The following is a 21,582-nucleotide window of genomic DNA, read 5'->3' as shown; positions in this document are numbered from 1 at the left end:
TCCAGCGTCCCGACTCGCCGGTTTCTTCTCCACCGACCGGCCCGAATCGGTCTGGCTCACCGCGCCTCAGGAGCCGCGGCGGCCTCGGCCTCCATCTCGGAGCCCGGAAAGCCGATGGCGCCCAGGAAGAAAGCCGTCCAGGGCACCCGGACGGCGACCACGGCCTGGTCTCCGTCGACGGTGCAGCTCGCCAGCGCGATGCCGTCGTCGCCATGCGCGTCGAGCACCTCGCCGGCCCTGGCGCACACCTCGGCCTCGCCGAGCAGTTGGACCTGGCCGCCCTCCCGCAACTGGTCGACGTCCACCTGGTCGGCGGCGGCCCTGGCCGCCTGCTCGGCGATGTCGGCTGCGCGCAGCCGGGCGTTGATCGCCGCCCCGCCGTCCACGAGCAGCCCGGCCAGCAGGAACACCACCACGGAGAAGAGCACGGTGAACACCGACATCGACCCGCGCTCACGCCGCCTCAATCGACCCTCCTGAACTGCTCCAGCGGCACCACCGCGGTGCCGGTCATGGTCTTGGCCGCGCCGAACCCGAGGAAGCCCAGGTCCAGCTCGCAGGTGACCTCGGCGCGCACCTCGCCGCCCTCCTCCCAGCGGGAGCCGTCGAGCGAGACGGCGGGGCCCGCGCACTGCCCTTCGAGCGCGGCGGTGGCGATCTCCTCGGCCGCCGAGCGGGCCTCGTCGAGCGTCCGCTGGACGGAGGCGGCCCTGGCGGCGTCCCTGGCCGCGCCGTTCACCTCGCCCTGGGCCTCGACCAGCCGCCCGGCCCCGGCCAGGAACAGCAGGAACAGCACGAAGATCGGGGCCAGCAGCACGGTCTCGACCGCCATCGAGCCGTGGTCCCCGCCGCTCAACCGCAGTCCTCTCCACCGTCGTCGGGCCGGAAGCACTCGACAGGGCCGCCGGCGGTGGCGGTGATCGTGAAGGCCAGCTCCGGCAGCAGCGGGATGACCTGGACGGCGCTGCCGGTCACGGTGACGTGGCGCTCGTCGGGCTCGCGTTCGGCGGTGGTGATCTCGGCGCCGGACAGCAACCGCGGGCCGATGGCCGCGACCACGTCCCTGGCCTGGGCCCTCGCCTGCTCCTCCCAGCCGTCCGAGTCGGTGGGGGCGGCGCGCGCCACACGGGCGCCCTCCCGCGCGGCCGCCTCGGCGACCTGGCGGCCGTGGAACCAGAGCGCCACCTGCACGATCAGCAGCACCACGGCGAGCACGACGGGCATCAGCAGGGCGAGCTCGATCACGCTCGCGCCGCCGTCGCGCCGCCGGCTCACTCGTCGCCACCGCCACCGCCACCGCCGCCCCCGCCGAAGGAGCCCTCGATCTCGGCCTGCTTGCTCTCGACGAGTGACCTGATCAGCGTGGCGAGGCCGAGCGCGACCCCGGCGACGATGGCCGTGATGATGACCCACTCCACGGCGGAGGCGCCGCGGCTCGGGGCGGTGCGGGCGCGGTGGATCCGCACGTGCAGCAGCGCGACGGTGTAGACGATCCACGGATGGTTCATTTATGACCCCAACATCTTCATAGCGGCCGGGAAACTGAGAAAGATCACGAAGCCGGCGCAGAGCAGGAGCTGGGCGACCAGCATCGACTGGGAGCGCTCGCCGGCCCGGCCCTCGATCTCCGCCAGCTCGCGGCGGCGCAGCGTGGCCGCCCGCGCCGTCAGGGAGGAGCGCACCTTGGCGCCGTCGTCGGCGACCAGGCCGAGCGCCGCCGACAGGTCGCGCAGCTCGTCGATGTTGATCTCCTCGCCGAGCTGGCCGAGCGCCTGCCAGGGGGTGATGCCGACGATCCTGGCGCCGCTGAGTGCGTCGCGGATGCGGGCCATGGCCCAGTTGGGCTGGTCGCCGCTGACGGAGACCGCCATCATGAGCGCCTCGGGCACGCCGCGGCCGCCGGCGAGGTTCATCGACACCAGGTCGAGGAACGCGCCGACGACGTGGCGGAAGTCGCGCCGCCGCGCCGCGGCCTCCTTGCGGACCTGCAGGTCGGGCAGGAAGAAGAAGACGGCCGCCGCCAGCACCGCCACCCAGAACGGGACGGCGGGCGACGCGCCCCACCCCATGAGCAGCAGCCAGCCGAACAGCAGCGGGAACGCCAGCAGCCCGCTGGCCGCCAGCAGCGCCTTGGTCGCCAGGAAGCCCTCGAAGGAGCGGCCCACCAGCGCCAGGTCCGCCCTGACCGACCGGGCCTCCCAGCCGCGCGCGGCGTACAGCGCCGCCAGCCGCGCGCCGAGCCCGCGGCGGAACGCGCCGACCGACTCCTCGGGGAGCAGCAGGCTGATGCGCGGGGCGTCGGTGCTCTCGCGGACCGCGTCCAGCGCCAGCAGCCGCGCCACCAGCCCAGGCCGGGCCGGGAAGATCGCCCGTACGAGCAGGAAGAGGCCGAGGCCCGCCAGGCCGCCGGCCAGCACGCCCTCAACCATGGTCGCCTCCCATCAGCAGCCGGCTGGGTTTGTCGAACCTGGCCAGCCGCCGCATCCAGGCGAACCCGGCGCCGAACAGGCCGGCGACCACCACGAGCACGGCCTGGCCGAGGGCGTTGTCGTACTCGTTCACGTACGAGGGGTTGAAGACGACGAGCAGGGCCGCGAAGGCGAGCGCGGTGCCCACCACGATCTGCACGCTGCGGCGGGTGGCGCGGCGCTCGGCCTCGACCCGGCGGCGCATGTCGAGCTCCTCGCGGGCCGACACGGCGAGCGCGCCGAGCACGTCGCGCAGGCCGGGGCCGCGCAGCTTGGAGTTGAGCACGAGCGCGGCGACGACCAGGTCGGCGGACGGGTCGTCGAGGTCGTCGGCGAACCGGCTGAGCGCTTCGGGCAGCGCCATCCTGGTGTGCAGGCGGTCGATCAGCGCGCGCAGGTGAGGGCGGAGCGAGGGCGCGGCGGCCCTGATGGAGGCCGGGATGGCCTGCTCCAGCCCGGCCGCGCCGGCGATGGTGTCGCGCAGCGACTCGGTCCAGGCGGCCAGCGCCTCCAGGCGGCGCATGGCGGCCCGCTCCTCGGCGGCGCCGCCGGACAGGCCGCGCCAGGCGAACACCAGCAGGACCGTGCCGACGGCCACCACGGGCCACCCGGTGACCACCAGGACCACGAGGGCGGCGATCGCGGCCACGGCCGTGCGGGTGGTCAGCTTCTGTACGAGGTGGCGCTTGGGCTGCGCGGGCCGGGGGCGCATCCCGTACAGGGAGACGATGAGCAGGAACAGGCCGCCCCCGGCGGCGGCGCCGGTCAGCAGGGCGAGCGGGTCGAGCCCCGGCATGGTCACCAGCCTCCCGGGTGGTAGCCGTGCGCCATGAGCTCCTCCAGGCAGGAGACCGGCGCGTGCGGCAGCCCGGCGCCGTCGGGGCCGGGGACGAAGATCTCGCTGGACAGCACGCGGCCGTCGCAGCCGTTGACCTCGCGGATGCTGGACACGTAGCGGCGCAGGGTGCCGCCGCGGTGGTAGTCGTTGCGCTTCTCGATGAAGACCACGAAGTCGATCGCGCCGGCGATGAGCATGTGGGTGGCGTCGATCGGCAGCCGCTCGCTCGCCTGGAGGGCGTAGGTGGCGATGCGGTTGAAGACCTCCATGCTGGAGTTCGCGTGGATGGTCGACAGGCTGCCGTCGTTGCCCTGGGTCATCGCGTTGAGCATGGTGACGATCTCGTCGCCGAGGACCTCGCCGACGATGACGCGGCTCGGGTTCATCCGCAGGGACCTGCGGACGAGCTCGGCCATGGTGATCTCGCCCTGGCCCTCGGAGTTGGGCAGGCGCTGCTCGAAGGCGACCACGTTCGGGTGGAGCTCGGCGAACTGGTCGAGGCCGAGCTCCAGGGCGCGTTCGACGGTGATGAGGCGCTCGCCCGCCGGGATCTCGTTGGCCAGCGCGCGCAGCAGGGTGGTCTTTCCGGCATTGGTGGAGCCGGCGATCATGATGTTTTTCCTGGCGGCGACGGCGGCCGTCAAGAAACGCCCGATCTCCGGGCTTATTGTGTTATTTCCGACTAAGTCAGAAAGAAAGACTTTGCCGAGCCGGGCACGCCTGATCGACACCGCGGGCCGTACCGTCACGTCCATCACCGCGCTCAACCGGGACCCGTCGGGCAGGCGCAGGTCGAGTTGCGGGTTGGCGGTGTCGAACGGCCGGCTCGACAGCCCCGAATAGGCCGCGAGGATCTGGATGAGCTCGGTCAGCTCCTCGTCGGACTCGGCCACCGGGTCGTGCATCAGCTCCTGGCCGTCGGCGTAGCTGACGAACACGCGGTCGCAGCCGTTGATGTCGATGTTCTCCACCTCGGGGTCGTCGAGCAGCGGCTGCAGGCGGCCCACGCCGAACAGCGCGGCGTGGATGCCGGCCGCGAGCGCCTCCTCCTCCTCGACGGTGGGCGGGGTGCGGCCGAGGCCGATCTCACCGCGCGCGTGCTCCTCCAGCACCTGGGAGATCAGCGCGCGGGCGAACTGGCGCTCGTCCTCCCCGGTCATCGGCGGCATGCCGTTGGCCTGGTCGAGCCTGCGCTGGTGGGCCAGCCGGTCGCCGACCTCCTGGCGGAACCTCTTGACGAGGGCGTGGTCGATCATCGGGTCACCAGCCGTCCGGCGAGGTCGCGTGCGGTGCGGATGAGCAGCGAGCGGTCGAGCCTGCCGCCCCACTGGCCGCGCAGCAGCTCGGCGCCCTTCGGGTCGTGGGCCAGGCCGTGCACGAAGCCGACGTACGGGCCGACGATGCGGCGCACCTCCTCGATCGAGGCGCGGTAGCTGCGCGGGTCGGCGATCACCACGACGCCGTGGGCCTTGCTGATCGACAGGCGCTCGCGCAGGTGGGCGACGTGGTCGAGGGTGGCGCGGGCGAGCAGCACCACCTGGTCGGCCTCGGCCATCAGGTCGCCGAGCTGCGGGTGGGCGCCCAGCCGGCCGCAGTCGGCGATCACGTCGGCCTCGGGGATGCCGGCCAGCGCCCGGCCCAGCGGGCCCCACAGCCAGGTGAGCCCGGCCGCCTGCTCGCCGTGGGTGAGACCGACCAGCACGTCCAGCCCTCCGATCACCTTCTGCGTGTGTGCGGGGATCTGCGCGGGGTCCAGGCCGCGCCGGGCCGTCGCGCCCAGCGTGAGCAGGCCCTTGCCCGGGTTGAGCACGCCGCCGTCGACGGCCGGCAGCCGGTAGGCCAGGTCGCCGCCCGCCGGGTCGCACTCGGCCAGCAGCACCGGGCGCGGCCACACCGCGGCCAGCGCCGTGGCGGCGGTCGTCACACCGGGGGCGCCCTTGTCGGCGGCCAGCACGATCAGGGCCACCTCAGCGTTCTCCCGGCAGCTCGGCCACGGCGACCTCGCCGCTGGAGGCGAAGCGGAGCACCACCGGCGACACCTGGGTGTCGACGATCACGGTGATCTGCCCGGCGCCGGTGCGGCCGCGGTCGCCGACGCTGTGGACCAGGGCGTTCTGTACGAGGACGCGGCTCTCGTCGGCCGAGCCGCGGGCGGGCACGTACACCACCTGGACACGGTCGCCCTCGCGCAGGCCCGTGGGCATCTGGCCGGGCTTGAGCGCCAGGCCCACCACGGCCTTGCCGGGGCCGAGCTCGGAGCTCTCCTTGACGCCCATCGCGTTCGTCAGGAGCGTGCCGGGCAGGATCGTGACGGCCGCGAAGCTGTCGAGCACCTGCTCGCGCTGCGACCAGCTGACGAAGTCGACGCCGGTCTCGGCGACCTGGACCTCTTCCAGCGCGTCGGCGGTGAACTGCTGGCCGGCGCCGATCTGCTGGGTGACGCGGATCGCGGAGACGCGGTCGCCGCTGCGCAGCACGAGGAGAGTGGTGGCCAGCGCGCCGCCCAGGATGAGGAGCACGGCGAGGGCGGCCAGGGCGGGCTTGCGCTCGCGCGGCGGCACGGGAAGCTTGCGCGAGGCCGGGCCTGACAAACCGGCCGTGGTGGCGGCGGGCTTTTCACTGGTCCTCAATCGGGCTCCCACGGGTGAATTGTCGAATGTCCGCCATTATGTGCATTGGGTTGCGGAAGTGGGGGGTGAATGCGAGGAACCATGCTGGTTTCGCAGGAGTAGGTGTGTCAACCAGTCATAATCAATGCCTATTGTTTCTACCGGGTTGACGGCTGTGATTGATCTGGCTATGGGACGCGAAGATATTGATCAGTGCTTTATTGCGGGACTTTTTGTGTTTTATCCCTACAACGTGCTCTGGCGTCGGCGGCGGTTGTCCACAGGGGCGGGAATCCATGCCATTGCCGTCAACCCGGGGGCCTAGCCTCGCTCCGGGCGTTACCTTGGCGCCCGAATCCGACCGAGGAGACGGCCCATGCGGATCATGCTCACCGTGCTCGGCGAGCAGGGCGACCGTGACGTCGTGATCGACGGCGACGACGACGCCACCGTGGCCACGGTGAGCGAAGCCCTCGGCGACCGGGGGCCGCTCGCCCCCGTCGTCCGCCTGCCCCGAGCCCGCGCCCCCTACGGCATGTCGCCCGCCGACGATCCACTGGGCCAGGTCCCCGGGCAGCGACGTCCCGCCCACGACGACCACCACCGCCCGCCCACCCCCGACTGGCCCCCAGGCGCCCCGGGCCACTTCCCCGGAAACCCCTTCCCCGGAGATTCCGGCACTGGGACCCCGTTCCCGGGCGATCCCGGCAGGTCTTCTGCGGACCCACCCGGCAGGTCTCCTGGGGACCCGTACGGGAGAGCTCCCGGAGCGGCCTCCGGCAGTCCCGGCCGTCCTCCCGGGCACCGTCGCCCCGGCACCTCCCCTCCCTACTCCGGCTCCCGCAACGGTTCAGGCGGCGCACCCCCACCGAACCCCCAACGGCCGGACAGTGCGTCCCCGCCGGGCTTCCCCCGACGGCCGGACGATGCCACGCCCCCGCCGGGCTTCCCGTACGGACCGGACAGGGGCTCGCGTTCGCCGGAGCGTCCCCACGCGCCGGACGGGGCCGCGTCCTCGACGGGCGTGCCCTACTGGCCGGACAAGGGCTCGCGTTCGCCGGATGGTGCCGCGTTTCCGCCGGACTTTCCCTACGGACCGGGCGAGAGGTCGCGGCCGGCGGATGTTTCCGGTGCGGGGGCTGTCCCGTCGGGGCCCTTGGTGTTGTGGCGCAATGGGCGGCCTCTTGATCCGCGGGCTCCGGCGCGGGCCGTGCTGCGGGACGGCGACAAGGTCACGCTCGATGCGCGGCTGGCCCGTACGACGATCGTCGAGGAGCCCGCGGGGGTCGCCGAGGTGCGCGTGGTCGGCGGGCCGGCCGCCGGGGCGGTGCACCGGCTCGGCCTGGGCGCCCACGTCATCGGCGCCGACCCGTTGTGCGCCATCGCCGTGGCCGATCCCGAGCTCGCCCCCGAGGCGGTGACCGTCCGGGTGACGCCCGACGCCATCACGGTGGAGCGGGCCCTGCGCGCGGCTCCCGAACAGGCGCGGCTCAAGCTCAAGGGCCGCTGGGCCGACGAGGTCGCCGAGCTGTCGGCCCGGGTGGCGGAGCGTGAGGCCGCCGAGTTCGCCGCCGAGGCCGGCCGTCCGGCGCCCGAGCTGGGCTCCCTGCCGCTCGGCGAGGCCGTCGAGTGGCCGGAGGACACGCTGCTGGCCTGCGGCTCGTCGCTGTTCACGCTGACCGCCATCGAGCCGCGCGACGCCCACCTGACGCCCCGGCTGGAGGGCGGCGTCGCCTACAACCGCCCGCCCAGGCTGCGCCGTCCCGAGGGCCGCCGCACGTTCAAGAAGCCCAAGGAGCCCACCCGCGCGGAGGGCATGCGGCTGCAGCTGCTCGCCGCGTTCCTGCCCGCCGTGATCGGGGTCACGCTCGCGTACGTGCTCGACCAGTGGTACTTCCTGCTGTTCGCGCTGATGACGCCGGTCATCATGGTCGGCCAGTGGTGGAGCGACCGCCGCCACGGCAAGAAGCAGCACCGGAAGGCCATGAAGGAGTACCGCGCGCTGCTGGCCGCCCATGACGAGGAGGTGGAGGCGGCCAGGGCGGACGACGAGCGGCGGCGCCGGTCCGACTCGCCCGACCCGGCACAGGTGCTGCTGACCGCCATCGGCCCGCGCAGGCGGCTGTGGGAGCGCAGGATCCACGACGAGGATGCGCTCAGGCTGCGGATCGGGCTCGCCGACCTGCCCGCGAACCTGGAGCTGAGCGAGGAGCAGGGCGGTCCGATCGACCCGCCGGTCTGCCGCGCGGTGCCGGTCTGCCTGCCGATGCGCAGGCTCGGGGTCGCGGGCGTCACCGGCCCGCGCGACGCCGCCACCGGCCTGGCCGGATGGCTGGTCGGCCAGGCCGCGACCCTGCACAGCCCGCGCGACCTGGCCATCGTGATCCTCTCCGCGCACCCCGACGGCGAGCGCCGCTGGAGCTGGGCGCGCTGGCTGCCCCACTGCGCCCCGCGCGGCGGCGAGGAGTGCGTCGCGCTGATCGGCGCCGATCCGGAGTCGGCGGCCAAGCGGGTGGGCGAGCTGGCCGCCCTCATCGACGAACGCCAGAACACCTCGATCCCCGAGCTCGGCAAGGTCCCGACGGGGTGGGACGACCTGGGCGGGCCGGAGCCTCCGGCGTTCGCCGCGTTCGACACCCGCCCGTACGACGTGCTGGTCGTGGTCGACGGCGCCCAGGCGCTGCGTGGCCTGCCGGGCATGCCCCAGGTGCTGCGGCAGGGGCCCCGGGCGGGCGTCTACACGGTGGCCGTCGACGAGGACCAGCGGCTGCTGCCCGAGGAGTGCGCCACGGTCGCTGCCTGCGGTTCCGACGGCCGGGTGGTGCTGCGCGGCGGCGGTCTCGACGTCATCGGGCCCGTGCTGACCGATCTGGTGTCGGCGTCCTGGTGCGACCGCCTGGCCAGGTCGCTCGCCCCGATCCGCGACGTGAGCAGGCAGGACACCGAGGGCAACCTCCCCGACGCGGTGCGCCTGCTCGACCTGCTGGGCCTGCGCTCCGCCACGGGCCGGGAGCTGGCCGCCCGATGGCGCGGCCGGGGCTCCACCGAGGTGGTGATCGGCATGGACTCCGAGGGCCCGTTCGCGGTCGACCTGCGGCTGGACGGGCCGCACGCGCTGATCGCCGGCACCACCGGCGCGGGCAAGTCGGAGCTGCTGCAGACGCTCATCTGCGCGCTGGCCGCCGCCAACCGGCCCGACCAGCTCACGTTCGTGCTGATCGACTACAAGGGCGGCGCCGCCTTCAAGGAGTGCACCCGCCTGCCGCACACGGTCGGCATGGTGAGCGACCTCGACGGCCATCTGACGCAGCGCGCCCTCGACTCGCTGGCCGCCGAGCTCCGTCGGCGCGAGCGTCTCCTGTTCACCTCCGGCGCCAAGGACATCGAGGACTACGCGGGCTCCGAGCCGCTGCCCCGCCTGGTGCTCATCATCGACGAGTTCGCCGCGCTGGTGGCCGAGCTGCCGGACTTCGTCACCGGCCTGGTCGACATCGCCCGTCGTGGCCGGTCGCTGGGCATCCACCTGATACTCGCCACCCAGCGGCCGGCGGGTGTGGTCACGGCCGACATCCAGGCCAACACCTCGCTCCGGATCGCGCTGCGGGTGACCGAGCCGGCCGAGTCCTCCGACGTGATCGACCTGCCGGACGCGGCGCACATCTCGAAGACCACGCCGGGCCGCTGCTACGTGCGTTCGGGGATGGGGGCGGCGAGCGCCGTGCAGACGGCCCGGGTCGGCGGCCGTGCCCCCGCGTCGGTCACGGGCCCCCACGACAGGCAGTCCGCCGCCGTCCGGGTGATCGACGTCGGCTGGCGCATGGTGGGGCGGCCGCTGCCCCGGCCTCCGGAGCCCGAGGAGGAAGCGACCGTCACCGACCTCACGCTGCTGGCCGACGCCCTGATCGAGGCGGCCCGCCTGGCGGGCGTCCCACCCCAGCCGAGCCCGTGGCTCGAACCTCTCCCCAGCCGGTTCGTCCTTCCCCTGCCGACAGACACCGCTCGTGACCTCGGTACGGGTGACGGCACTGCGGCCCTCGGCCCGAGGAGCGGAGCGGACACCGCTCGCGGCCCTGGAGCGTCCGGAAGTGCGGGACCGGTCTCCCTCACGGAAGGAGGGGGTGCCCAGAGTCCGGGTGGCCGCCAGACGGCGGCCTCCCACCTCGCGGGGAGCGGGGACGCTCGCGGTCCCGGTGCGGGCGACAGGGACGCCGCTCGGGGTCGCGGTGCCGGTGACCGGGAGGTGGCGGCTTCCTCGGGCGGTGGGCGGGGGGTTCCGTTGCAGGCTTCGGGGGTTCCGTTCCGGGAGTTCAGTCCTGGCCGGGTGAAGGGGGACGGGGTGGTGGCCGAGGTGGCGCCGGTGGCGTTCGGGATCACCGATCGGCCGTGGGCTCAGGATCGGCGGCCGCTGGCGCTGGACCTGGCGCACGGCGGGCATCTGCTGATCGCGGGTGCCGCGCGGAGCGGCAGGTCGACGGCGTTGCGGACGATCGCCGGGTCCATCGCGGCGCACGTGTCCCCCGCCGACGCGCACGTGCACGCGATCGACTGCGGGTCGGGGGCGCTGCTGCCGCTGGTCGCGATGCCGCACTGCGGGGCGGTGGTGACCCGTGACCAGCTCGACCGGGTCGAGCGCCTGCTCGCCAGGCTCAGGGCCGAGATCGGCCGCCGCCAGCAGCTCCTCGCCGAGGCCGGGCACGCCTCCCTGGCCGAGTACCGGCAGGCGGGCCACCGGCTCCCCTGGATGGTGTTCATGCTCGACCGCTGGGAGGGCTTCGTGGCCGCGTTCGAGGGCTACGACTACGGCCGCCTGATCGAGGCGCTGCTCCAGCTCCTGCGTGAGGGACCGGCCGTGGGGTTCCGGGCGGTGATCACCAGTGACCGGTCGGGGCTGCTGGGCCAGGTGTCGACGGTGTTCGACGACCGGCTGCTCCTGCGTCTGTCCGATCCCTCCGACTACGGGCTGGCCGGTTTCCCGATCAAGGGCCTGCCCGCGTCGATACCGCCGGGCCGGGCGTTGTCCCTCGGCGACCACGGCATCGTCGAGCACCACATCGCCCTGCTCTCCCCCGATCCGGCCGGTCCGGCGCAGGTGGCGGCATTGCAGGCGCTCGCCCGTACCGTCAGTGACCGGATGCCGGTGGGCGGCGCGCCAGGGGCGGGACTGTCCCGTGCCGCAGGGCAGGGGCCGCTGCGTGTGGACGCGCTGCCGATGCGCATCACCGCGGCGGAGGCCCTGGAGCTCGACCCGTCGTTCAGCCCGCCGTCGCCGCTGTGGGCGCTGGTCGGGGCGGGCGGCGACGCGCTCGCGCCGCTGGGGCTCGACCTGCTGGCGCACGGTCCGGGCGCGGTGATCGCGGGCCCGGCCCGTTCCGGCCGTTCGTCGGCGCTCATGACGGCGGCGCGGTCCCTGATCGCGCGCGGCACCTCTGTCGTCGCCGTGGCACCGCGGCGCAGCCCGCTGCGGGAGCTGGACGGGGCGCTGGCGGTGCTCGACGGGAACGCGGACAACCTCGCCGAGGTGGTCGCCGACCGGCGTCACTACGTCGTGCTGGTGGACGACGCCGAGCTGGTCAACCCCGACTCCCCGCTGGGCGCCGCCCTGGAGGAGGTGCTCCGGTCCGGGAGGGACGGTGACCACGGCCTGCTCATCGCCGGCACGACCGGGGATCTGGCGGTCGCCTACCGCGGGTTCGCGGCCGAGACCCGGAAGTCCCGTACGGGGCTGCTGCTGGCGGTGCAGGGCCAGGCCGACGGCGACCTCTTCACCATCCGGCTGCCACGCGGCACGGTGGGCGGGCCGCCCGGTCGGGGGTTCCTCGTGACGACGGGCACCATCACGCCTGTCCAGGCCGCTCTGCCGGGCGACGCCTGAGGGGTCAGCCGATCCTGCTGTTCACCGAGCCGGTGTCGTCGCCCCACACGTCGTCGTCCTCGTGCAGCCACGTGGTGGACTCCCGGTCCCGGGAGTCGCCGCCGCCGCCCCCTCCGCCCATGCCGCCCATCGGGAGGAAGGGCATCCCGGCGCCGGTGCCGGAGCGGGTGCCGAGGCTGGTGCCCTGGCCGGGGTTGAGGGCTCCTCCGGTGCCGATGCCGGTGCCGCCGTAGGTGACGGGCGTGGCCGACGTGGTGGGCGTGGTGTATCCGGGGGTGGTCGCCGTCGTGGGCGTGGTGCCCGTCGGGGAGTAGCCGGACGTGGTCGGGTTGTAGTCCGCCAGGCTGGTGGTGCCGTCGGTGCCGGGCGGGTTCCGGTTCAGGCCGGCCGTGTCGACCGACGGCTGCGTGCCGTTGTCGGGGCCGGTGGTGGAGCCGACGGGGACGGTGCCTCCCGGGACGCTGGTTCCGGGGGGATAGTTGCCGTTCGGGTCATAGCCGTTGGGGTTCGTGCCGTTCGGGTTCACGCCGTTCGGGTTCGGGAGGCCGGTGCTCGGGTCGTAATCGGCGAAGGAGGGGCCGCCGGGGTTGCCCGTGCCGTCGGTGCCGCCGTTCAGGCCCAGGCCGGTGTTGGAGTACGGCGAGGGGTTGCCGGTGGGCAGGCCCGTGGGGTAGTCGACCTGCGTGGGATCGTCCTGCGGCATGCCGGGAGGCTTGATGTCGCGCAGGCTCTTGTCCACGGTGTCCGGGATGGCCTGGTGGACGACCACGAGGTCGTTGGTGAACGTCTGCAGGTGGAGTCCGGCCAGTTCGTCCGGGGAGCCGAAGTCGGTCTTGGCCTCGTTCAGGACCTTGCCGTCGCCGCCGTAGTAGCCCGCGTAGGCGCTGTAGATGTCGGGGATGCTGTCGTCCCAGGTGGCGCCGGTTCCTCCGCCGTTCGTCCAGGTCGGCAGGATGCCCTTCCACGAGTCCTCGACGAACGCCTGGTGCTCGCGGACCACGCTGGCGAGGTTGTCGACGGGCGTGTGCATCGCACCGAGCTTGGTGGCCAGCTCGCCCATCGTCACGTAGAGGATGCCGAGGGCCGTCTGCGCCTCGACCGACGCCTCGCCCTCCCACACCTCGGCGAGCTTGATGGCCTGGGTCTTGATGGCCTCCCTGGCCGTCTCGACCGCCGTCTTGGCGTCCTCGTACGAACTCGCCGCCTGCGTGATGCTCGTGAGGTTGAAGCCCTTGATGAAGGTCACGACCTGCTCGACGCTGCGGCCTCCGGTCTCGACGGCCCAGCTGCCGCAGGAGGGCTTGATCAGGTGGATCTCGTGCTTGGTCCCACCCATGCCCCTCACACCCCCTGGTTGACGATGTCCGTCACTCTGTAGGTGCCGGCTCCGGCTTCCACCAGCGCGATCGCGGTGGAGAAGTTCTCCAGGACGTCCTCGTAGACGTCGAGGAACTCCCGGTGTGCCGTCTCCAGCGTCGTGGCGAACGACTCGGTGCCCTGGTTGCGGTCGATGCTGCGCAACTGGGTGCGCACGTCGGAGAGCGAGCCGTTGATGCTGAGGTCCTGGATCGAGCCCTGGTGCTCGCCGTAGCCGCCACCGTTGATCGGCTTCATGATCTCTCGCAACGCCTCGGCGACGTTCGTGATCTTCGTGGCGTCGTACCCGACGCCGTCCCGTTCGGCGACCAGGCCCGGCCAGTCCTCGGGCGGTTTTGCTGCTCCCACGAGACCTCCCCCCTTAGGGCACTCGATCATGCACCTTACTCGAACAGTTCCTTTTCCGTACAGAAGACACAGAGTCAACTTGCGTAACATATGGCGCTATGCAGACCCAGAAGGATCTCTATCAAGCGCATCGCCTCATGACACTGCGCCTGGGTCTGGCGCTGATGCAGGGGGAGCCCGATCTGCCCGAGTCGCCGATGCGCCGGCAGACCGTGGCGACGTTCGGAGGGATCCTGATCGCGATCCTGGTCGTGGCCGCGTTCGGGATCTGGGGGCTGCTCAGCCCGGGGAACGCCACCAAGCTGACCGACGCAGGGCAGCTGCTGATCGAGGAGGAGACCGGCGCCTCCTACGTCTACAACCAGCAGAGCCGCAAGCTGCAGCCGGTGGCCAACTACGTGTCCGCGCGGCTGCTGCTCGGCAACGACGAGATCAAGGTCAGGACGGTCTCGGCCGAGTCCCTGGCCGGTTTCGCCCGCGGGCAGAAGGTCGGCATCCAGGGGGCGCCGGACTCGCTGCCGGACAAGGAGCGGCTGGTCAAGGCCCCGTGGTCCGCGTGCGTCGCGGAGGGGACCGACGCGGCCGGGACGCGCAAGCCGTTCGTGACGCTCGTGGCCGGCACCGACCTCGGCGGGACGCCGGTGGGCGACGAGGCGCTGGTCGTCAGCGACGGGCAGCAGAACTGGGTGCTCTGGGCCAACCACCGCATGCGGGTGGCGAACGTGGCCCGGCTCACCGACCAGACGCCGCGCCGCGTGCCGGCCTCGTGGATCAACGCCATCCCGGCGGGGGTGGACTTCGCCGCGCCGAAGATCGCCCAGCGCGGCGACAAGGTCCGCGGGCCTGACGGCAGGGTGTCCAGGGTGGGACGGGTGTACAAGGTGGAGTCGGTGGCCGGCGCGGCCGAGCGGTGGTACGTGCTGCTCGCCGACGGCCTCGCGCCGATCGACCACACGCAGGCCATGCTCCTGCTCCTGGACCCGGCCAGCAAGCCCGCCTACGGCAGGCTCCCGGTCCGCGAGACGGTGATCGACGCGGCGACCGCCAACGCGGCCAGGGCGTCCGCGCGCCGCCTGCTGGACAGCGGGCTCCCGGCCACCATGCCGAGCTTCCGCTCGCCCGGCATGTCGGCCCCGCTCTGCGCGGTGTACGAGGACACCGTGAAGGGCTCGACCAAGGCGGTGCTGACCACGGGCAGCCGGATGGGCCTCCCGACCCCGGGGACGAGCGCCGGCGCGGACAAGGTCGACCAGGTGCTGCTGCCGCCGGGCAGCGCCGTGCTGGCGGGGACCCTGCCGGGCGAGGGGCAGCTGTCGTCGGTGCAGCAGTACTGGCTCGTCACCGACCAGGGCAAGCGGTTCCAGCTCACCTCGGCGGACACGGTGGGCAAGCTCGGGTACGAGGCCGCGGACGTCGCGCCGGTGCCCGCCCACCTGCTGCGGCTGATCCCGGACGGCCCCGCCCTGGACGAGGCGGCGGCCCGCACGCCGGTGCAGGACGTGCAGCCCATCCAGCAGGCCAGCCAGTGACGGCTAGACCTGCAGGTTGGTGTCCGGGCGGAGCTGACCGGTGTCCTCGTCGTAGACCAGGCCGTCGTTGGTGAACGGCTGCCGCATGCTCGTCGGGTCCCCGGTGTTGAGGACGGACATCTCCGACGGGATGGGGTCCACGGTGGGGAACATCTGGCCGGTCATCTGGGTGTACTGGACCGCCAGGAACATGATCCCGGCCAGGACCGCCGTCTTCTTCCAGTTGCTCGCCACGATCTTCTTGGTCGCGGCGAGGATGGCCTTCCCCAGAGCGGCGCTCATCCCGTACACGGTCACGGCGGAGACCGGATGCCATCGGGTCGCGAAGCAGAAGATGCCCCAGGCGAGCATGACGCCGGCGATGGCGAGCACGATGTAGGAGACGATCTTCATGAAGTCGGCGGTCGAGGAGACGGCGTTACCGGTCTCGTCGCGGATGTTCTTGAGCTGCCCGATCGACTCGACGAAGCTGCCGTGGACGCCCGAGAACGACTGGAAGGCGCCCCCCTCCCACTTGCCGTCCTCCTTCAGCTGCGTCTTCAGCTCCTCCAGCTCTTCCACCAGCTTGTTGAGCTCGGTCGTCACCCCGTTCTGGTCCGTGGAGCGCCAGTTCGTGGCGGAGTCGTCCATGCCTTCGGGGTTGGAGACCAGCGTGCCGAAGGCGGCCGCGACGTAGAAGGCCCACGGTTGGGCGATCATGACCGCCGCCGTCAGGGACATCATGGCGGCGGCGCTGAAGGCGTCCTTGCCGTTCACAGCTCCTCCTGGCCGATCACCTGAGGCGCGATGTCCTCGTCGCCGCCCCAGACGCCCTCGTCCTCGGACAGCCCGACGGTCTTGTCGCGGTCGCGTTCCTCGCCGCTGCCCGCGCCCCCGCCGCCCATCGGCATCATGGGCATCATCGGCATGCCCGGGGCGCCCGCTCCGCCGCGCAGCCCGGCCGCGGCGCCCGGGGCGAGCCCGCCCCCGCCGGAGCCCGCGCCCATGCCGGTGCCGGGCACGCCGCCGAGCTGGTTCCCCGTACGGGTGCCCAGGCCGGTCGCGTTGGGGTCGAGGGACGGCACGTTCGGCGTCGTGGGCTGGTAGGACGACAGGTCGGTCTTGTTGGGGTTGTTCAGGGCCGAGTCGAGGTCGGGGACCCGCGTGTCCACCTGGTCGGTGTTGGGCAGGCCGGTGTTCGGCAGGCCGGTTCCCGGCAGATCCGTGCCCGGCAGGCCGGCCGACGGGTCCTGGGTTCCCGGCAGGTCGGTCCCCGGGAGATCAGTGCCGGGGAGATCGGTGCCCGGCAGGTCCGTCCCCGGCAGGTCCGTACCGGGGAGATCGGTGCCGGGGAGGTCGGCGCCGGGAACGTCGAGGCCGGGCACGTCGGCGCCCGGGATCTCGGGCTGAGGGCCGTCGAGTCCGGGGATCTTGGGGGTGGAGATCGGGCCGGGGCCGCCGGGGCCGCCGGGGAGGTCGGGACCGCCGCTGTTGTCGTCGGCTTCCTTGTAGTTGTCGTCGGCGGCCCTGAGCGCGGGCTCCCAGCTCGCCAGCGCCTCCCTGGCCCGCTGCAGCGCCTCGCGCTGGGACTCGATGGCCGATTCGTGCGCGCCGTGCACGCCCATGCCGAGCACGCCGAAGTGGGGCCAGGGCACGCTCAGGTCGCCGGTCCTGCCCCCGAGGGTCTCGAGATAGGTGACATGGCCGCCGATCTGCCCCCCGGCGCGGTCGAGCTCCCCCTTGGTGAAGGAGACCCCGGACGACGGCGGGCCGTCGGAGCCGGGCGTGGGGAAGGTAGGCCAGGTGTTGCCCATCAGCTCATCCGATCACGGGTTCCGTCGTGTCATGGCCGGTCGTCCAGGAGTTGGGATCCTCGGAGAGGTACGTGGTGCGCTCGACGTCGCCGTAGTCACCACCGCCGCCGCCCGCGCCCCCCGCGCCGCCCATGAACGGCATGAGCGGCATGCCGCCCATCGGCCCGCCGAGTCCGCGCCCGGCGGCGCCCAGCGCGGACTGGCCGCCGAGCATGCCCGGGGAGCCGATCACCGAAGGGACGCCCGGGGTCGAGCCCACGGGAGTGAGGACCGAGGGCGGGGCCACCGTGGTGGTCACGGGCGCGAGCGTGGTGGGCGTGAAGGTCAGGGTCTGCGGCGTGACGGTCGCGAGGTCGGTCTGGCGCGGGTCCGTGCGGGTCCCGCCGTCGGTGGTCGTACGGTCCTCGTTGCCGATGACCGACGGCGCGGTTCCGTCGCCGGTGCCAGTGCCGGGGTTCCGGCTCGGGTCCTGGTTCCCCGGGGCGCCGGGGTCAGGAGAGCCGGGGTCCGGGTTGTTCGGGTTGCCGGGGTCGTTCGGGTCCGTCCCGCCGGGGGTGGAGCCGTCCGGATTGGTGCCTCCGGGGTCGGAGCCGCCGGGGTTCGTCCCGCCGGGGGTGGTGCCGCCCGGGTTGGTGCCGCCCGGGTTCGTCCCGCCCGGGGCTCCGGCCCAGCCGCCGGAGCTGTCGTACGCCGTCGAGCCGAAGGTGGGCCCCCGCGTGCCGGAGCCGGTCGGGTAGCCGGGGTTCTCGTACCCGCCGCCCGTGCCGGGGAGGCTGACCGTCGGGAGCTCGTACATGATGTAGTCGGGGACCTCGCTGTCGAAGATCGTGACGATCTCCGTGTTCAGCTTGTGGATCGCGTCCTGCGCGATCATGTTCTTGGCGGCCTGCTCGATGTCGGGCTTCTCGGCGCCGGTCCCCTGCAGATGGTTGCCGTCGATCTCCGCGTCCGTCGGCGCGCGCTTGGCCTCCTCCCTGGCGGTCTCCAGATGGCCCGCGTACGACTGCAGCGCGGTGCCCATCTGCTGCATCTTGGTCGACAGCTCCTGGCCGGAGGCGTGCAGGAGCTGCAGCGCCTGGCGGGCCTTGGAGGCGTCCGGGCCCTTCCAGATCTGGGCGATCCGGCCGGCGTGCTCCTCCAGGGAGCTGATCGCCTGCTCGACCTTGCTCGACGCGAAGGTGTACGTCTGACCGGCGCCCCGGACGTAGGCCGGATCGGTGCTGTTCAGCCAGGAGTTGATCTCCTGGCTGGTGGAGCAGGGCCGATCGCCGAAAGGCGCGCTGGCGTAGGACGTGATGGTGACGATTTCCTGCTTGCTCACCAGGCGATCATCCCTCGTTGGCCTGGCGCGCGCCGTCGTGGTTCGCGGCGCTGGCCTCCACCGCTTCGACCACGTCCCGGTACGCGTCGATGAACTTCTGGTAGACCTCGGCGAACTTCTGGCCCGCGTTCTGCGAGCCCACGGTCGCGGCGAGGGCCGAGGCGTCGTTCCACTGACCGATCTGGGAGGTGGTCAGCGGGATCTCCTCGTCCGCCGGACGGTCGCCGGTCGCGATCTGGTTGACGTTGCCGTTCGGCCGCTCGCCGTTGCCCAGCATGGCTTCGAGGCTGGCCCGCAGCTCCTGGGCGATGACCCGCATGCTGGCCGGCGAGTTCTCCCTCGCGTCGAACAGGTTGGGGTCGACCGGCAGCTCGGCACCGCGTTCGTCCGGCAGGGCCATACCCGTCATTCCTTTCCGCTAGCAGCAGTCCTCCCGGCCACCGCTCCGCGACGATGACCGAGAGGGGGTACGAGCCGGGCTAGTCCATCCAGATGCTGATGTTGCGCTGCTCGGCGGACTGGTAGTTGCCCTTGGCGACGTTGACGGCCTCGGCGGCCTTGAACAGCTGCTCGCCCATGGCCTTCTCGTGCTGGTTCCACTGCTGGCGCTTGGTCTCGAAGTAGGTTTCGGCGTCACCCTGCCAGCTCGCCCCGAGCTCCCGCTGGATGTCGGCGTAGAGGTCGTCGGTGGCCCTGTCGAGCTCGGTGATGACCTTCTTGAGCTCCTCGTAGGCCTGCTCCATGGAGCCGAACCGGACAAAGGTGTAGTCGTCAGGCATGGTCATGGCGTTGTCCGTCCTGCTCAGCGGTTGGCGTTGATGAGGGAGTCGATGCGACCGGCGCCGCCGTCGCCGACGAAGCCGCCCGCGATGTCCATGTTCTGGTCGGCCGCGTTGCGGTAGACGCCGGCGCCGATGTTGAGCCGGTCGTAGATGTCCTCAAGGATCTTGATGACGCCCTTGAACTCCCCGTCCCACTGGTCCAGCGCCGCGCCGAACCGCTGCGCGGCGCCACCCTGCCAGCCCTGGCTGGTCAGGTCGGCCTTGATCTGCTGCACGCGCTGGCGCATGCCCTCGATGTACTGCGCGGTGTCCTGGCAGTAACCCGCCGCGTTGGTCAGCTGAGTCGGACTTGCCCCGTACAGAGCCACTGGACCTCCAAGTCGACATGGCGTTGTCCGTCACGTGGGCACAGCATGCAACTGACCCCCATGAACAACATCAAATGCCATGTTAGTCAACATCAACCCCAGGATTCCCAGAAATATCAGATTACGGATTGGTCGCGCTGTAGCGACGTTCGAGTCAACGCCCTGGTGGCGGAACCGCGGCTTTCTGACCTGGAGGACGTGCGGCTGTGGTGATCGGGGTCAGATCTCCAGCCGGCGGCGGATACGGTCGAGCTCGCCCATGACGTCCGTGAAGGCCCGGTCGTAGGCCGCCTCCGCATTCTTGATGTCGTTCAGCGCCGAGCTCGGGTCGGTGGCGAGCTTCATGGGGTTGCCCCGCTCGCCGAACGCCTCGCCCGCCATCTCGGTGAACTTCACCTGGAAGTCGGCCACGGCCTCGGCCAGCACGACCTTGATCAGGTCGGCCAGCTCGCCCGACGCCAGCCGCATGGCCTTGGGGTGCAGGTTCAGCTCGCGCAGGCCGGTCTGGTCGTACTCCACCGTGACCAGGCCGTCCTCGTCCTCGGCCCGGCCCACGCAGTCGCCGGCGCCGCGCTGGAACTTCTCCAGGCGGGCGATCTGGTCGTCCATGCCCTTGAGCAGCTTCTCGATGTCGATGTTGGCGAAGTCGCCGAACTCCTGCATGCCTTCAACCTCCCGTACGAGATCAGCCGGACAGCCCGCGCACCCACGTGTAGACCTCCAGGACCCCCAGCGCGAGCGGGAAGAGCTGGACGATCAGCGCCACGTCGAGGATGTCGGCCGCGCGCCCCCAGAACGGCGACGGCCTGCCCGTCGCCAGCCACAACCCGATGCCCACCGTCATCAACGCCAGCCACAGGATCCCGGTGGCCACGGCCACCGAGCCGACGATCTCGCCCTGGCCGACCATCGACATCGCCAGCATGGCCAGGCCCGCCAGGCCCGTGCTGATCAGCCAGACGCGCTGGCCGAGCCCGCGGAACACCCGGGCCCGCATGATGAGCGTGAGCGACAGCGACACCGTCATGACGTCCGCCACCCAGCCGTCGGCGAGCACCAGCAACGCCAGGGCGATCAACGCCGAGAGCGCGATCGCGGCGACCATGCCGGTGGCGTAGCCCTGCGCGATCCGCGTGCGCTCCTGGATGGCCGGCGCGTCCAGGCGCTGGTTGTCGTTGCGGAGCTCCTCCGCGGTGGTCGGCATGGCCGGCAGCGGCACCTTGGCCAGCCGGAACGACAGCGTGGGCACCAGCGGGCTGAGCGCCAGCAGCAGCGCGATGGCCACCGCCGCCACCCCGGCCGGCGGCGGCGACCACACCATCACGACCGCCGAGCAGATCCCGCCCACCGTGGCCACGCCGGCCGTGCCGAGGAAGCCGGGCACGCCGTCGGAGATCAGCGCGCCGCCCACGGCGGCCACCAGGGCCAGGCAGGCCAGCGCCGCCAGCAGGTGCGGCGCGCCGAACCCGGCCGAGGTCCCCGGCGCGAACAGGCCGGCGACGAACCCGTACGGCAGCGCCGAGTGCCCGATCAGCGCCCCGGCCATCGAGTCGCCGACCGCCCTGGACAGCAGCGTGCCGGTGACGATCAGCAGCAGCGCCAGCAGCCCGGCCACGATGGTGACGGTCAGCGCCGGCATGCCGGACAGCGCCAGGCCCACCGCGCCCAGCACGAGCAGGGCCGTCGCGCCGCTCGCTCCCATGACCCTGGTCTGCGTGGCCGACCAGGCACCGCGGCCCTCGCGCACGCCGGTGGCGACCACGTCCGCCACGTCGTCGAACAGGGCCGGCGGCAGGATCGCCTCACGCGGCCTGAGATAGAGGATCTCGCCGTCGAGCACGCCCAGCGAGCCGAGGCTCTGCCCCAGGTCGAACGGCTGGCCGCCGAGCCGCTGCAGCGTCCAGCCGGGCGCGGCGGCGGAGTCGCCGTTCACCTCGCCCAGCGCGCGCAGCAGGCTGGGCAGCACGTTCGGCAGCGGGATGTCGGCGGGCAGGGCCAGGTCGGCCTTGCGCCGGGGGCCGACGATCGTCACGTGGCACTGGGCCGGCAGCGGCACCGGAACCTGCGACAGGGCGCCCTGCTGGATCGGCCCGCGCGGCGGCCCCGGCGGCCCGGCGTATCCGGCAGGCCCCCGCGCACCGGGTGGTGGCCCGTGCATCGGCGGCTGTCCAGGTGGTGGCCCTGGGATCGAAGCCGGCGGGCCGGGCAGAGGTCCCTGAACGATCTGTCCCATCTCTACTCTCCGTCCCCACCAATGGTCACGGACAACAGAGAACA

The 21,582-nt window shown here is 72.4% G+C and carries 21 protein-coding genes; 2 read left to right on the top strand and 19 right to left on the bottom strand.

Features of this window, described 5'->3' with window-relative positions; genetic code table 11:
• Nucleotides 1–56: 56 nt before the first annotated feature.
• From FR742_RS43580 to FR742_RS43540, 9 genes are read right to left on the bottom strand one after another with little or no spacing between them, the layout of a single operon-like run.
• Nucleotides 57–467, bottom strand: a complete 411-nt coding sequence (locus FR742_RS43580; protein ID WP_261809083.1) for a pilus assembly protein TadG-related protein — start codon at nt 465–467, stop codon at nt 57–59.
• The gene (locus FR742_RS43575; RefSeq protein ID WP_246639349.1) at nt 464–856 is read right to left on the bottom strand and encodes a TadE family protein; all 393 of its coding nucleotides are present in this window, start codon (nt 854–856) and stop codon (nt 464–466) included. The genes FR742_RS43580 and FR742_RS43575 overlap by 4 nt, the downstream gene beginning before the upstream one ends.
• On the bottom strand, nt 853–1,275 hold the full coding sequence (locus FR742_RS43570; RefSeq protein ID WP_148037003.1) for a TadE/TadG family type IV pilus assembly protein: 423 nt from the start codon (nt 1,273–1,275) through the stop codon (nt 853–855). The genes FR742_RS43575 and FR742_RS43570 overlap by 4 nt, the downstream gene beginning before the upstream one ends.
• The gene (locus FR742_RS43565) at nt 1,272–1,508 is read right to left on the bottom strand and encodes a hypothetical protein (protein ID WP_148037002.1); all 237 of its coding nucleotides are present in this window, start codon (nt 1,506–1,508) and stop codon (nt 1,272–1,274) included. Before FR742_RS43565 ends, FR742_RS43570 begins: the two co-directional genes overlap by 4 nt.
• The gene (locus tag FR742_RS43560; protein WP_148037001.1) at nt 1,509–2,429 is read right to left on the bottom strand and encodes a type II secretion system F family protein; all 921 of its coding nucleotides are present in this window, start codon (nt 2,427–2,429) and stop codon (nt 1,509–1,511) included.
• Nucleotides 2,422–3,264: a type II secretion system F family protein gene (locus FR742_RS43555; RefSeq protein WP_148037000.1), complete on the bottom strand. Its 843-nt coding sequence runs from the start codon at nt 3,262–3,264 to the stop codon at nt 2,422–2,424. The genes FR742_RS43560 and FR742_RS43555 overlap by 8 nt, the downstream gene beginning before the upstream one ends.
• Nucleotides 3,265–3,266: 2 nt before the next feature.
• Nucleotides 3,267–4,562 carry a CpaF family protein gene (locus tag FR742_RS43550; RefSeq protein ID WP_148036999.1) on the bottom strand — a complete coding sequence of 432 codons (1,296 nt, stop codon included), beginning with the start codon at nt 4,560–4,562 and terminating at the stop codon, nt 3,267–3,269.
• On the bottom strand, nt 4,559–5,272 hold the full coding sequence (locus tag FR742_RS43545; protein ID WP_148036998.1) for a hypothetical protein: 714 nt from the start codon (nt 5,270–5,272) through the stop codon (nt 4,559–4,561). Before FR742_RS43545 ends, FR742_RS43550 begins: the two co-directional genes overlap by 4 nt.
• Nucleotide 5,273: 1 nt before the next feature.
• The gene (locus FR742_RS43540) at nt 5,274–5,936 is read right to left on the bottom strand and encodes a hypothetical protein (protein WP_148036997.1); all 663 of its coding nucleotides are present in this window, start codon (nt 5,934–5,936) and stop codon (nt 5,274–5,276) included.
• A gap of 1,189 nt (nt 5,937–7,125) precedes the next feature.
• Here FR742_RS43540 and FR742_RS43535 point away from each other — a divergent pair.
• On the top strand, nt 7,126–11,787 hold the full coding sequence (locus tag FR742_RS43535; protein WP_315970667.1) for an FtsK/SpoIIIE domain-containing protein: 4,662 nt from the start codon (nt 7,126–7,128) through the stop codon (nt 11,785–11,787).
• Between the two features lie 4 nt (nt 11,788–11,791).
• Here the strand turns inward: FR742_RS43535 and FR742_RS45005 are convergent, their stop codons facing one another.
• A complete protein-coding gene (locus tag FR742_RS45005) occupies nt 11,792–13,123 on the bottom strand; it encodes a WXG100 family type VII secretion target (RefSeq protein WP_187281635.1) in 1,332 nt (443 codons plus the stop codon).
• Between the two features lie 5 nt (nt 13,124–13,128).
• Nucleotides 13,129–13,512, bottom strand: coding sequence for a hypothetical protein (locus FR742_RS43525; RefSeq protein WP_148036996.1), 384 nt, complete (start codon nt 13,510–13,512; stop codon nt 13,129–13,131).
• Between the two features lie 98 nt (nt 13,513–13,610).
• Here FR742_RS43525 and eccB point away from each other — a divergent pair, with 98 nt between their 5' ends.
• On the top strand, nt 13,611–15,041 hold the full coding sequence (gene eccB / locus FR742_RS43520) for a type VII secretion protein EccB (RefSeq protein WP_148036995.1): 1,431 nt from the start codon (nt 13,611–13,613) through the stop codon (nt 15,039–15,041).
• A 3-nt stretch (nt 15,042–15,044) separates the two neighbouring features.
• Here the strand turns inward: eccB and FR742_RS43515 are convergent, their stop codons facing one another.
• From FR742_RS43515 to eccD, 8 genes are all read right to left on the bottom strand, one after another.
• A complete protein-coding gene (locus tag FR742_RS43515; RefSeq protein WP_148036994.1) occupies nt 15,045–15,797 on the bottom strand; it encodes a hypothetical protein in 753 nt (250 codons plus the stop codon).
• Nucleotides 15,794–16,834, bottom strand: a complete 1,041-nt coding sequence (locus FR742_RS43510) for a pentapeptide repeat-containing protein (RefSeq protein ID WP_148036993.1) — start codon at nt 16,832–16,834, stop codon at nt 15,794–15,796. Before FR742_RS43510 ends, FR742_RS43515 begins: the two co-directional genes overlap by 4 nt.
• Before the next feature lie 4 nt (nt 16,835–16,838).
• Nucleotides 16,839–18,155 carry a WXG100 family type VII secretion target gene (locus FR742_RS43505; protein ID WP_148036992.1) on the bottom strand — a complete coding sequence of 439 codons (1,317 nt, stop codon included), beginning with the start codon at nt 18,153–18,155 and terminating at the stop codon, nt 16,839–16,841.
• A gap of 7 nt (nt 18,156–18,162) precedes the next feature.
• Nucleotides 18,163–18,555 (bottom strand): hypothetical protein, encoded by a 393-nt coding sequence (locus FR742_RS43500; protein WP_148036991.1) that lies wholly within the window; start codon nt 18,553–18,555, stop codon nt 18,163–18,165.
• A 79-nt stretch (nt 18,556–18,634) separates the two neighbouring features.
• Entirely contained in the window at nt 18,635–18,940 is a 306-nt protein-coding gene (locus tag FR742_RS43495) for a WXG100 family type VII secretion target (protein ID WP_148036990.1), read from the bottom strand.
• A gap of 17 nt (nt 18,941–18,957) precedes the next feature.
• The gene (locus FR742_RS43490; RefSeq protein WP_148036989.1) at nt 18,958–19,305 is read right to left on the bottom strand and encodes a WXG100 family type VII secretion target; all 348 of its coding nucleotides are present in this window, start codon (nt 19,303–19,305) and stop codon (nt 18,958–18,960) included.
• Between the two features lie 219 nt (nt 19,306–19,524).
• A complete protein-coding gene (locus FR742_RS43485; RefSeq protein ID WP_148036988.1) occupies nt 19,525–19,968 on the bottom strand; it encodes a YbaB/EbfC family DNA-binding protein in 444 nt (147 codons plus the stop codon).
• Between the two features lie 22 nt (nt 19,969–19,990).
• A complete protein-coding gene (gene eccD / locus FR742_RS43480; protein ID WP_148036987.1) occupies nt 19,991–21,463 on the bottom strand; it encodes a type VII secretion integral membrane protein EccD in 1,473 nt (490 codons plus the stop codon).
• Nucleotides 21,464–21,582 lie beyond the last annotated feature (119 nt).

Source organism: Nonomuraea sp. C10 (genome assembly GCF_008017515.1).
Lineage (GTDB): Bacteria > Actinomycetota > Actinomycetes > Streptosporangiales > Streptosporangiaceae > Nonomuraea > Nonomuraea ferruginea.
This window is presented reverse-complemented; position numbering and strand designations above follow the sequence as displayed.